The 13,148-nt window shown below is 66.7% G+C and carries 7 protein-coding genes; 6 read left to right on the top strand and 1 reads right to left on the bottom strand.

What is annotated here, in order from left to right:
* Positions 1-105: 105 nt before the first annotated feature.
* Entirely contained in the window at positions 106-1,953 is a 1,848-nt protein-coding gene (locus tag XCC_RS16460) for an assimilatory sulfite reductase (NADPH) flavoprotein subunit (RefSeq protein WP_011038280.1), read from the bottom strand.
* A 178-nt stretch (positions 1,954-2,131) separates the two neighbouring features.
* Between XCC_RS16460 and cysD the strand changes: the two genes are divergently transcribed.
* From cysD to XCC_RS16430, 6 genes are all read left to right on the top strand, one after another.
* A complete protein-coding gene (gene cysD / locus XCC_RS16455; RefSeq protein ID WP_011038279.1) occupies positions 2,132-3,040 on the top strand; it encodes a sulfate adenylyltransferase subunit CysD in 909 nt (302 codons plus the stop codon).
* A 59-nt stretch (positions 3,041-3,099) separates the two neighbouring features.
* On the top strand, positions 3,100-5,016 hold the full coding sequence (gene cysN, locus XCC_RS16450; RefSeq protein WP_170873843.1) for a sulfate adenylyltransferase subunit CysN: 1,917 nt from the start codon (positions 3,100-3,102) through the stop codon (positions 5,014-5,016).
* Between the two features lie 262 nt (positions 5,017-5,278).
* Positions 5,279-6,364, top strand: a complete 1,086-nt coding sequence (locus XCC_RS16445; RefSeq protein ID WP_011038277.1) for an efflux RND transporter periplasmic adaptor subunit — start codon at positions 5,279-5,281, stop codon at positions 6,362-6,364.
* On the top strand, positions 6,361-9,486 hold the full coding sequence (locus tag XCC_RS16440; protein WP_011038276.1) for an efflux RND transporter permease subunit: 3,126 nt from the start codon (positions 6,361-6,363) through the stop codon (positions 9,484-9,486). Before XCC_RS16445 ends, XCC_RS16440 begins: the two co-directional genes overlap by 4 nt.
* Positions 9,487-9,872: 386 nt before the next feature.
* The gene (locus tag XCC_RS16435; RefSeq protein WP_011038275.1) at positions 9,873-12,548 is read left to right on the top strand and encodes a M1 family metallopeptidase; all 2,676 of its coding nucleotides are present in this window, start codon (positions 9,873-9,875) and stop codon (positions 12,546-12,548) included.
* A 60-nt stretch (positions 12,549-12,608) separates the two neighbouring features.
* Positions 12,609-13,142, top strand: coding sequence for a GNAT family N-acetyltransferase (locus XCC_RS16430; RefSeq protein ID WP_016944626.1), 534 nt, complete (start codon positions 12,609-12,611; stop codon positions 13,140-13,142).
* Positions 13,143-13,148 lie beyond the last annotated feature (6 nt).

Here is a 13,148-nt window from a genome sequence, read left to right as displayed (position 1 = left end):
AATCGGGAATCGGGAAAGGGGAATCGTGAAAAGCGGCGTGGTCGCTCGCGACAATTCGGGTGCAGGCCGTACCCATTCCCGATTCCCCACTCCCGATTCCCGGCACTAGTAGACATCGCGCGCATAGCGTCCCTCCACCTGCAGGCGGGTGAGATACGCCGCGGCCGCTTCGGCATCGAGTGCGCCGTGGGTGGCGACGATGTCCAGCAGCGCGGCGTGCACGTCCTTGCCCATGCCGATCGCGCCGCACACATACACGTGCGCGCCGCCTTGCAGCCAGGCATAGACCTCGGCGCCGCGGGCGCGCAGGCGGTGTTGCACGTACATCTTCTCTGCCGCGTCGCGCGAGAACGCCAGTTCCAGTGCATGCAGCTCGCCGCGCTGCAGCGCCTGCTGCCATTCGGCCTGATACAGGAAGTCGGTGTTGAAATGCTGCGCGCCGAAGAACAGCCAGTTGCGTCCCTTGGCGCCGGTTTCGGCACGTTCCTGCACGAATGCGCGGAACGGTGCCACGCCGGTGCCCGGGCCGATCATCAGGATGTCGCGATCCGGATCTGCCGGCACGCGGAAGCGCTCGTTCGGTTCGATATACACCGGCGCGGTGTCGCCTTCGGCCAGTGCCGCCAGAAATCCGCTGGCCGAACCCACGTGCCCATGGCCGTGCGCCTGGTAATGCAGTTCATCCACCACCAGGTGTACTTCCTCGCCCACGCGCTTGCGGCTGGAGGCGATGGAATACAGGCGTGGGGTGAGCGGACGCAGGGCGGCCAGCAGGCCGCCGTGGTCCCAATCCGCCGGCCAGCGTCGCAACACGTCGATCAACTGGTGATCGGAGAGCAGCGACGCCAGGCCGGCAGTCTGGGTCTGGGTGAGCAGCGCCTGCAGATCGTCTGCATGGGCACGTTCGGCGTGCGCAGCCAGGAAGGGCCGCGAGAGCTTGGTCAGCTCGCGCCGCGTGGCAAGCCACTCGTTCAAGGCCAGAGTGTCCTCGCCGATGGTGACCGACGCATGACCATCCAGGCGCAGGCTTTCCAGCACCGCATCGACCAAGGCAGGCGGGTTGCGGTGACGGATGCCGAGCGCATCGCCGGGCTCGTAGCTGAGCCCGCTGCCGTCCAACGAGAACTCCAGGTGGCGCACCCGCTTGATCGCCGGGCCATAGACACGGAAGCCCGGGCCCTTGAAATCGCGCCCGCTGATGATCTGGTTGGCCAGCAACTCGGCGGCGAACGGGTGCTGCTGCGACCACACCGGCGCGGCCGGCTGGCTGCGCAGCGGCGTGACCGTGGCCGATGGCTGGGCACTCTTGAGCTGCTCGCGCGCATGCCGCAGCGCATGCGTGCGCCAGGGAGTGGCGACGCTGTCGATGTCCAGGTCGGCTTCGCCGCGCGGTTGCACGCGGCTGCCGCCGAGTTCGGCCAGGCGTTCGTCGATCCGCCGCGCAATGCCGCAGAAATCGGCGTAGCTGGAATCGCCCAGGCCCAGCACCGCGTACTTGAGCTCCGGCAGCTTGGGCGCGCGGCGCCCGCTCAGGAACTCGACCAGGCCAATCGCATCATCCGGCGGATCGCCTTCGCCCTGGGTGCTGATCACCACGTACAACAGGCGTTCGCTGGCCAGCTCGCGGGTGGGGTAGGCATCGGCACGCAGCAGGCGCACGCTCACTCCGGCGGCCTCGGCCTCGGCGGCCAGTTGCTCGGCCTGCCGCCGGGCATTGCCGGTCTGGCTGCCGTACAACACGGTCAGGCGCTGGCTCTCGTGCGCTACCGCATGCACCTGGCCACCCGGCAGTACCGCCAGCGAGCGCGGCGGGTGACCCTGCGCCAAGCCGGCGGTATACCCGGACAGCCACCACAGGGACGGGGCATCCAGACCGTCGACCAGACGCTCCAGCAGCGCCTTGCGCTCGTCGGGCAAGGGGCTGGGCGGCACGGCGGGGCTGGCGGCGGTCATTCGGTTCCAGGGAGGGCAATGGATGAACGATGTTAGGGAAGCGTTCGCTCCGCCAGAAAGGATCAGCCGTTATCGCGTTATGCCGGGTGCTTATTTCGGCCCGGCATGGGCCTGCCACACACTGCGCTGCCTTGCCCTTCCATCGGCTGGTCTCGCCGCCGATGCCAACGACACGCTGATGACCCTGCCACCCCTTTCCCATCTCGACCGTCTCGAGGCCGAGAGCATCCACATCCTGCGCGAGGTCGCCGCCGAGTTCCGTGCGCCGGTGATGCTGTATTCGGTCGGCAAGGACAGCTCGGTGCTGCTGCACCTGCTGCTCAAGGCCTTTGCCCCCTCGCCACCGCCGATCCCGCTGCTGCACGTGGATACGCGCTGGAAATTCCGCGAGATGATCGCCTTCCGCGACCGTCGCGCGGCCGAGACCGCGGTGGACCTGCGCGTGCACATCAACCCGGAAGGCGTCGCGCAGGACATCGGCCCGATCAGCCATGGCGCGGCGGTGCACACCGACGTGATGAAGACCCAGGGCCTGAAGCAGGCGCTGGAGCAGGGCGGCTTCGATGCGGCGATCGGCGGGGCGCGCCGGGACGAAGAGAAATCGCGCGCCAAGGAGCGCGTGTTCTCGTTCCGCAATGCACGCCATCGCTGGGACCCGAAGAATCAGCGCCCGGAGCTGTGGAATCTCTACAACGCGCGCACCAAGCCTGGCGAAAGCGTGCGCGTGTTTCCGCTGTCCAACTGGACCGAGCTGGATATCTGGCTGTACATCTACCGCGAACGCATTCCGGTGGTGCCGTTGTACTTCGCCGCGCCGCGCCCGGTGGTGCAGCGCGACGGCGCCTGGATCATGGTCGACGACGACCGCTTGCCGCTGCACCCCGGCGAAACCCCGCAACTGCGCTCGGTGCGCTTTCGCACGCTGGGCTGCTACCCGCTGACCGGCGCGATTGAATCCACCGCCGACACGCTGGAAGCGGTGATCGCCGAGATGCTGGTCAGCACCAGCTCCGAACGCCAGGGCCGCATGATCGACCACGCACCAGGCGCATCGATGGAGCAGAAGAAACTCGAGGGGTATTTCTGATGGGCAGTGAATCGGGAATCGGGAATGGGGAATCGCAACAGCAGTTCGCCGGGAACGAGATGAGGGAGGAGACCGCTTTTGCGATTCCCGATTCCCCACTCCCCAATCCCAGCGCCATCAGCACCTACCTCCAGCAGCACGAATCCAAACCGTTGCTGCGCTTCATCACCTGCGGCAGCGTGGACGATGGCAAGAGCACGCTTATCGGGCGGTTGTTGTACGACAGCAAGCGGCTGTTCGATGACCAGCTGGCCGCGCTGGAAAGCGACAGCAAGCGCCATGGCACGCAGGGCGAAGGCATCGATTACGCCTTGCTGGTGGATGGGCTGGCCGCCGAGCGTGAGCAGGGCATCACCATCGATGTGGCGTACCGCTACTTCGATACCGACCAACGCAAGTTCATCGTTGCCGATTGCCCCGGGCATGAGCAGTACACGCGCAATATGGCCACCGGCGCCTCCACCGCCGATGTGGCGGTGGTGCTGGTGGATGCGCGCAAGGGCGTGCTGGTGCAGACGCGGCGGCACAGCTACATCGTCTCGTTGCTGGGCATTCGCCACGTGGTGCTGGCGGTCAACAAGATGGACCTGGTGGACTACGACGCGCAGGTGTTCGCCACCATCGTCGACAGCTACCGCGCCCTGGCGGCGCAGTTGGGCATTGCCGATGTGCAGTGCATTCCGCTGTCTGCACTGGCCGGCGACAACCTGTCCAGCGCGTCCACGCGCATGCCGTGGTACCAGGGGCCGCATCTGCTGCAGCACCTGGACAGCGTGCAGCTGGAGACGCCCGACGCAGTGAGTGGATTGCGCCTGCCGGTGCAGTGGGTCAATCGGCCCAACGCGCAGTTCCGTGGCTATGCCGGCACCATTGCTGCCGGCCAGGTACGCAGCGGCGATGTGGTGGTGGTGGTGCCGTCCGGGCGCCGCGCGCATGTGGCGAGCGTGCTGGATGCCAATGGCGTGGTCGACAGCGCACGCGCCGGGCAGGCCGTGACGCTGACCTTGCGCGAAGAGATCGACATCAGCCGCGGCGACATCATCGCCGCCGTGGACGACCCGCCGGAAGTGGCCGACCAGTTCGCCGCGCACGTGCTGTGGATGGACGATGCCGCGTTGCTGCCGGGCCGCCCGTACTGGCTCAAGATCGGCACCCGCACCGTCGCCGCCAGCATCAGCGAGATCAAGCACAAGGTCGATGTGAACACGCAGGAGCGGCTGGCCGCCAAGCGGCTGGAGCTCAACGAGGTGGGCTACTGCAACCTGTCGCTGGACGAGCCGATCGCGTTTGCCCCGTATGCGCGCAACCGGGTGTTGGGCGGCTTCATCCTGATCGACCGGCAGACCAATGCCACGGTCGCGGCCGGTGCGCTGGAGTTCGCGTTGCGCCGCGCCGGCAATGTGCATTGGCAGCACCTGGATGTGGACCGCGCCGCGCGTGCGCGCATCAAGGGCCAGGCGCCACGTGTGCTGTGGTTCACAGGCCTGTCCGGTGCGGGCAAGTCCACGGTGGCCAACCTGGTGGACAAGCGCCTGCATGCGCTGGGCTATCACACCTTCATCCTGGACGGCGACAACGTGCGCCACGGGCTCAACCGCGATCTGGGCTTCACCGACGAGGACCGCGTGGAGAACATCCGCCGCGTGGCCGAGGTCGCACGGCTGATGGCCGATGCCGGGCTGATCGTGCTGGTGAGCTTCATTTCCCCGTTCCGTGCCGAACGCCAGCTGGCACGCGAGCGTTTTGACTCGGGTGAATTCGTCGAAGTGTTTGTGGACGTGCCTCTGGCGGTCGCCGAGGCACGCGACGTGAAAGGCCTCTACCGCAAGGCCCGCGCCGGGCAGATTCCCAATTTCACCGGGATCGATTCGCCGTACGAGGCGCCCGAGCGCCCGGAAATCCATCTTCACGCCGATGGTGAGAACGTAGAGGCGCTGGCGCGGCATGTCCTGGAATACCTGGGCCTGGAGCGCTGAGGGCAGGCTGCAACAACGCATTAAGCGGTGGTCAGACAGGGCAGCAGCAGGTGCATGGGCGCCGGCACGTACGCAGGTACGGGCCGCTCCGGTACCGGTGATGCCGGTCTGAGCGACGTGCGCGCGCTGTGGTGGCTGCCTGAGCACCGCATCGTGGCGACGAGGACAAGGGTCTTTGGTCATGGTGCAAAGCACGCCCTTTTCGTCAACCGCATGGCGGCTGGGTCGTTAAACTTTCGCCGTACCCCGCCAGGATGTTCTGATGCTTGTTCGACCCAGCGCACGTTTTTGCGTGGCGCTTTTGTTGGCCGTCGGGCTGACCAGTTGCGCCCGCCAGACCAGTGCGCCCGCCGCCAGCAAACCGATTCCGGTCGTCGTGCAAACGGTGAGCGTGCAGCCATGGAATTCGACCGTGCAGTCGATCGCGACCGTGCGTGCGCGCGAGTCGGTGGCGCTGACCGCCGCGGTGAGCGATGTGGTGGAGCAGGTGAACTTCGACAGTGGCGACGAGGTCAAGGCCGGGCAGCTGCTGCTGCGCCTGCGTGGCAATTCGCAGCAGGCCGCGTTGACCGCCGCCCAGGCCACCTTCGAGGAAACCGAGCAGCTGTATCGGCGCCAGCTGAGCCTGGTCGGCCAGCAACTGGTGGCCAAGTCCACCGTGGACACCCAACGCGCGCTGCGCGACGCCGCCGAGGCGCGCGTGCAGCAGATGCGCGCGGAGATCACCGACCGCGAGGTGCGCGCGCCGTTCTCCGGCGTGCTCGGCATCCGTCAGGTCAGCCCCGGGTCGCTGATCACCGCCAGCACCGTGATCACCACGCTCGATGATGTCGAGCGCATGTATGTGGATTTCCAGGTGCCCGAGTCGCAGCTCGGCCTGGTCGAGCTTGGCAACGCGGTCAACGGCAGTGCCGCCGCCTACCCGGGCGCGCAGTTCGAAGGTGAAGTGGCGGCGATCGATTCGCGCATCGATGAGACCACGCGGTCGGTCACCGTGCGGGCGGATTTCCCCAACGACGACCGCCGGCTGCGCCCGGGCATGTTGCTGGATGTGCGGCTGTTCCAGCCGGCGCGGCAGGCGCTGGTGATCCCGGAGATTGCGGTGGTGCAGGTGGGGCGCGAGTCGTATGTGTTCCGGGTCAAGCCGGACAGCAGCGTGGAGCGCGCCGACGTGCGGCTGGGCGAGCGCCGCGATGGCAAGGTGGAAATCCTCGAAGGCGTCAAAGCCGGTGAGCGCATCGTGGTGGATGGCGCCGGCAAGTTGCGCCCGGGCCTGAAGATCGACGCGCAGGCCGCGCCGGCAAACGCCAATGCGACCGCCACCGCCGGCAAGCAGGCCGTGCAATGAAGCTCTCCGACCTGTCCATTACCCGCCCGGTGATGGCGGTGGTGATGAGCCTGTTGCTGATCGTGCTGGGCGTGATGTCCTTCACCCGGCTCACGCTGCGTGAATTGCCGGCGATCGACCCGCCCATCGTCTCGGTGGACGTGGAGTACACCGGCGCCTCGGCGGCAGTGGTGGAAAGCCGCATCACCCAGGTGCTGGAAGACGCATTGGCCGGCATCGAGGGGATCGAAACCATCGAGGCACGCAGCCGCAATGGTTCGTCGGACATCAGCATCGAGTTCGTGCCGACGCGCGATGTGGAAGCGGCTGCCAACGACGTGCGCGACGCGGTCAGCCGCGTGTCCGACCGCATGCCGGATCAGGCGCGCCCGCCGGAGATTTCCAAGGTCGAATCCGACGCCGACCCCATTCTGTGGCTCAACATGAGCTCCAGCACGATGGACACGCTGCAGCTGTCCGACTACGCCGAACGCTATGTCGTTGACCGCTTCTCCAGCCTGGACGGCGTGGCGCAGGTGCGCATCGGCGGGCGGCAGCGCTACGCGATGCGCATCTGGCTGGACCGCGACCAATTGGCCGCGCGCGCACTCACCGTGGCCGATGTGGAAACCGCGCTGCAAAACGAAAACGTGGAGTTGCCGGCCGGCAGCATCGAATCGGCGCAGCGCGACTTCACCTTGCGCGTGGAGCGCAGCTATCTCAAACCGGAGGACTTCGCCAAGCTGCCGCTGAGCAAGGGCGAGGGCGGCTATGTGGTGCGGCTGGGCGACGTGGCCAAGGTGGAGCTCACCTCGGCCGAACGGCGCGCGTATTTCCAGAGCAATGGCGTACCCAACGTGGGCCTGGGCATCGTGCGCAACTCCACCGCCAACGCGCTGGACGTAGCACGCGAAGCACGCGCGCAGGCCGAAGAAATCCAGAAGACCCTGCCGCAGGGCACCAACATCTTCGTTGCCTTCGACACCACCACCTTCATCGATGCGGCGGTGGAGCGCGTCTATCACACGCTGATCGAAGCGGTGGTGCTGGTGCTGGTGGTGATCTGGGTGTTCTTGGGCAGCGCACGCGCGGCCTTGATTCCGGCCGTTACCGTGCCGGTGTGTCTGATCGCTGCGTTCATTGCGCTATACGCGTTCGACTTCTCGATCAACCTGCTCACCCTGCTCGCGTTGGTGCTGTGTATCGGCCTGGTGGTCGACGATGCGATTGTGGTGGTGGAAAACATCCAGCGCCGCATCGACCTCGGCGAGCCGCCGCTGGTGGCCGCCAAGCGCGGTACCGGCCAGGTGGCGTTCGCGGTGATTGCGACCACCGCGGTGCTGGTGGCGGTGTTTTTGCCGGTGGGCTTTCTGGAAGGCAATACCGGGCGGCTGTTCCGTGAGCTGGCGGTGGCACTGGCGGCAGCGGTGGCGATTTCGGCCTTCGTGGCGCTGACGCTCACGCCGATGATGTCGTCCAAGCTATTGCGCGCGCACGACCAGGCCAAGCCCAATCGTTTCCATCAGTGGTTCAACAGGCGCATGCAAGCGGTGTCGGCCGCCTACGGGCGATCGCTGGAGCGGCATGTGCAGCGCACCTGGATCTTCGCGCTACTGATGCTGTTGGCGCTGGGCGCCAGCGCGTGGTTGATGAGCCGCATTCCGTCCGAACTGGCTCCGGCCGAGGACCGCGGCAACTTCCAGATCATGATCGACGGCCCGGAAGGTGCGGGCTTCGATTACACGGTTGGCCAGATGCATCAGGTGGAAGACATCCTGCGCCCGTACGTGGGCGCGGACAAACCCATCGTGCGTGCCAATCCGCGCGTGCCCGGCGGGTTTGGCAGCAGCGAGGAAATGCACACCGGCCGCGTGAGTGTGTTCCTGCAGGATTGGGAAAAACGTGACCGCCCCACCACCGAGGTTGCCGACGAGCTGCAGCAGAAACTCAACGTGCTGACCGGCGTGCGTGCGCGCACCCAGGTGAGCGGCGGGCTGGTACGCAGCCGCGGCCAACCGTTCCAGATGGTGCTGGGCTGCCCGGATTACGCGGAGATCGCGCAATGGCGCGACCGCATCCTGCAGCGCATGGAATCCAATCCCGGCCTGGTGGGCGCGGATTCGGACTACAAGGAAACCCGCCCGCAGATGCGTGTGAATATCGATCGCCTGCGCGCGGCGGATCTGGGCGTGTCGGTCACTGCGATTGGCGGCGCGCTGGAAGCGTTGATGGGCTCGCGCCGCGTGACCACCTTCGTCGACAACGGCGAAGAATACGACGTGATGCTGCAGGCCGGCCGCGAAGGCCGCATGTCGCCCGAAGACCTCACCGCCATCCGCGTGCGCTCGATCCGTGGCGAGCTGATTCCGCTGTCCAACCTGGTCACGCTCAGCGAAGTGGCTGAAGCCGGTACGTTGAACCGCTTCAATCGGCTGCGCGCAATCACCATCAGTGCCGGCCTGGCGCCGGGCTATCCGCTGGGCGATGCCATCGCCTGGGCGCAGCAGACTGCGCAGGAAGAGTTGCCCGAGTACGCGCAGGTGGAATGGAAGGGCGAATCGCGTGAGTACCAGCAATCCGGCAGTGCGGTGCTGCTCACCTTCGGCATGGCCTTGCTGGTGGTGTATCTGGTGCTGGCCGCGCAGTTCGAGAGCTTCGCCCATCCGCTGGTGATCATGCTGACGGTGCCGCTGGCAGTGCTGGGCGCGCTGGTCGGCCTGTGGCTCACCGGCGGCACGCTCAATCTGTTCAGTCAGATCGGCATCGTGATGTTGGTGGGTTTGGCGGCCAAGAACGGCATTCTGATCGTGGAGTTTGCCAATCAGCTGCGCGACGAAGGCCGCAGTGTGCACGCGGCCATCGTCGAATCGGCATCGGTGCGCCTGCGCCCGATCCTGATGACCTCCATCGCCACGGTGGTCGGCGCGATTCCGTTAGTGGTGGCCGGCGGGCCCGGTTCGGCCAGCCGCGCCACCATCGGCGTGGTGGTGATCTTTGGTGTGTCGTTGTCCACGCTGCTGTCGCTGTACGTGGTGCCGGCGTTCTACAGCCTGATTGCCCCGTACACCAAGTCACCGGAAGCGCTGGCGCGCGAGCTGGATGCCTTGGAGGCACGCACGCCTTCGGTGGGTGGACACGCGTAATCCAGGTGCCGGCAGCGGTTTCGCTGCCGGCAACAACTGCGCTGCCGAGCGATCGTTTCGGCATCCTGTGACGTAACCGAACCAGTGACTGCGTATAGCCTGCTGCGCCGCGTGCGAGCAGGCGGCACGCGTGGTGCGCGCAGGCGCCCTGCAATGCATGCCATCCCATGCATGTGGCCAAGCTGCATGCAATGACTCATGAGCTGCGGCACTGCCCCGCGTGTGATGCACAACCGGCGCTGTGTCGCCCCCAGCCATCAGCCAACATGCCGACTTTGGCGGTGCGTGGCCGCGATTGCCTGCACCGCCCGTGCAATGACTATGGCCACATGACAGCACTGCCTGGCTGTGGTCGACTTCGGCGGTTACCTTGACCGGAATCGCCCATGCGTCGTCTTGCCTGCCTGCTTGCTCCCTCCGTCCTTGCGCTGTGCTGCGGGAGTGCCCTGGCGCAATCCGCCGGCGAGCTGGTGCCCAATGGCCGCCTGCCCACCTGGGCGGTGCCCGAGCACTACAGTCTGGCGATCAAGGTGGATCCGGAGCAGGCGCAGTTCAGCGGCCGCACCACCATCCGCGTGCAGCTCAAGCAGGCATCGGACCATCTCTGGCTGCACGGCAAGGAGCTGAAGGTCAGCAAGGCCACTGTGAAGCCGGCCAAGGGCAAGGCGCTCACCGCACGCTACGTCGATGCCGATGCGCAGGCCGGCGTGGTGCGCCTGGACTTCGGCCGCACGCTCAAACCGCAGACGCTCACCGTGGACATCACCTACAGCGCGCCGCTCAATCAGCAACTGCAGGGCCTGTATCAGGTGAAGTACCAGGGCAAGGCATATGCGATGACGCAGATGGAGCCGATCAGTGCGCGCTACGCGTTCCCCAGTTTCGATGAGCCCGCGTTCAAGACGCCCTTCGACCTGAGCCTGACCGTGCCCGCCGACGATCAGGCCTTGGCCAACACCATCGCCACCTCCACCAAGCCGGCTGGCAAGGGCTGGAAGACGGTGAGCTTCGCACCGACGCTGCCGCTGCCCACCTATCTGGTGGCCTACGCGGCCGGCCCGTGGGATGTGGTGGATGTGCCGGCCATGCCGGCCACCCCACAGCGCCCCACGTCCACACCGCTACGTGGCATCGCCGCCCAGGGCCAGGGCCCGCGCATCACCCCCGCGCTGGATCAGACTCCGGCGATTATTGCGGCGCTGGAGGACTACTACGCCTTCGGTTACCCGTTCGACAAACTCGACCTGGTTGCCGCACCGGACTTCAGCGCCGGCGCCATGGAAAACCCGGGGTTTGTGACCTTCCGCGACTGGCTGTTGCTGCTGGACAAGGACTCGCCGGCCGAAAACGTGCAGCGCTCCTTCAACACCAACGCGCACGAGCTGGCGCACCAATGGACCGGCGACACCGTCACCATGGCGTGGTGGGACGATTTGTGGTTGAACGAAGCGTTCGCCACCTGGATGCAGCAGAAGATCACCATGCAGCTGCACCCGGAATACCGCGCCAATCTGGATCGCATCGGCGGTGCGCAGCACGCGATGGATAACGACAGCCTGGTCAGCGCACGCAAGATCCGCCAGCCGATCACCGGCAATGGCGACATCGAAACCGCCTTCGACGGCATCACCTACCAGAAGGGCGCGGCGGTGCTGGCGATGTTCGAAGGCTTCGTCGGCGAGGACGTGTTCCGCGAGGGCATGCGCGCCTACATCGCCAAGCACAAGTTTGGCAGCGCCACCGCCGATGGCCTGGTCGATGCGATCGCCGAAGCCGCCGGCAAGGGCGAAAATTTCAAGGCCGCGTTCCGCAGCTTCCTGAATCAGCCGGGCGTGCCGTACCTGCAGACGCAGGTGGCGCGCGAAGGCGGCAAGACCGTGGTCAAACTGCAACAGCAGCGCTACCTGCCGCTGGGCTCATCCGGTTCCACCGCGCAGCAGTGGGGCGTGCCGGTGTGCGTGAAGTACGGCAAGGGCAAGAATCAGGTGGGCACCGCCTGCCAACTGCTGGAAAGCGGCAGCGGCAGCATCGTGCTGGAAGGTGCCGGCAAGAACACCTGGGTGTTCCCGAATGCGCGTGGCGCCGGCTACTACCGTTTCAGCCTGCCGAAGAAACAGCTGGCCGCGCTCGGCAAGCAGGTCGCCCAGCTCGACGACAACGAAAAGCTCTCCTACGCCGACGCCATCGATGCGGCGTATCGCCACGGCGATGCCGACACCGAGGTGGTGCTGGCGGCGATGAAGCAACTGGCCGGCGCCGAGTCTGCCGATGTGTCCACCGCGTTGGTGGACCGCTTTGTCTGGATCTGGCGCCACCAGGCCACCACCGATGCGCAGCGCGCCACCCTGCGCAAGGCGGCCGAGCAGGCCTACCTGCCGCGTCTGCGTCAGCTCGGCTACACCCGCCGCGCCAAGGAGTCGATCGACGAAACCACATTGCGTGCGTCCCTGGCCGGCCTGTTCGGCCTGCGGCTACAAACCCCGGAGGTGCGCAGCGCGCTGCTGGCCCAGGGCGATGCGGTGCTGGCAGGTGGCGGCAATGGCCTGAACTTCGCCGCGGCCAATCCCGACCTGCTCGGCACCGTGCTGGCGGTGACCGCGCAGGAGCGCGGCGCCGCGGCCGTGCAGACGCTGATCCAGGCGCTGCGCACGCATGCCGACCCGGCGCAGCGCAACGCGATGATCGCCGCGCTCGGCGCGGTGCAGGATCCGGCGCTGCTCACCCAGGTGCGCGACTTTGCATTGACCGATGCGATCAAGGTCGGCGAGATGAAGAGCCTGCTGACGCGTGGGCATAGCTATGACGCCTCGCATGCCTCGATGTGGCCGTGGTTCACCGCCAACTTCGACCGCATCGTGCAGCGCAGTGGCTCGTTCGATGGTGGCGGCCTGCCGTCGCTGGGCGCGTCCAACGGCTGCAGCGTGGAGGAAGCCGATCGTCTGGATGCGTTCTTCAAGCCGCGCCTGGCCACGCTCAGCGGCGCCGACCGCGGCCTGGCCCAGACCGGCGAGGCGATCCGCCTGTGCGCCGCGCTCAAGCAGGCGCAGACCGCCAAGCGCTGAGCCTGGCGTGCGGTAATGGTGCAGCAGCGTTGCGGCGCTGCTGCACGGCGAGGCCAGTGCATGTTCGATGATCTGCAATTGCAGGGCGAAGGGTTCGTGCTGCGACGCTGGCGCCAGGACGACCTGGACGCCTTGTTGATGCATGCCAACGACCCGTGGGTGCCGCGCGGGCTGAGCACGCGCTTTCCGCACCCGTATACGCGTGCCGATGGCGAGGCGTTTCTGGCCGGCAAAGTGGTGGATCTGCGCGACCCGGTGCTGGCCATCGTGATCGACGGCCAGGCCTGCGGCAGCATCGCGCTGCGTCGTGCGGGCGGTGGTGCAGACGCTGTCGCTGAACTGGGGTACTGGCTGGGCCGCGCGTATTGGGGGCGCGGCTGGATGACCCGCAGCGTGCAGACCTACCTCGCGTGGGCCTTGCACGCGTTGCCGCTCACACGCATCGATGCGACCGTACTGGACAGCAACCCGGCCTCTGCCCAGGTATTGCGCAAGAACGGGTTCGTGGCCCAGGGCGTGCGGCGCGGCGCACTGCTGCGCCCCGATGGCACGCACGATCTGCACGTTTTCAGCCGGTTCGCGGCCACACGCTGAGCCTGT

The sequence above is a fragment of the Xanthomonas campestris pv. campestris str. ATCC 33913 genome (assembly GCF_000007145.1).
GTDB classification, from domain to species: Bacteria; Pseudomonadota; Gammaproteobacteria; order Xanthomonadales; family Xanthomonadaceae; genus Xanthomonas; species Xanthomonas campestris.
Note: the sequence above shows the minus strand (reverse complement) of the source record. Positions and strands in the feature narration are given on the sequence as shown.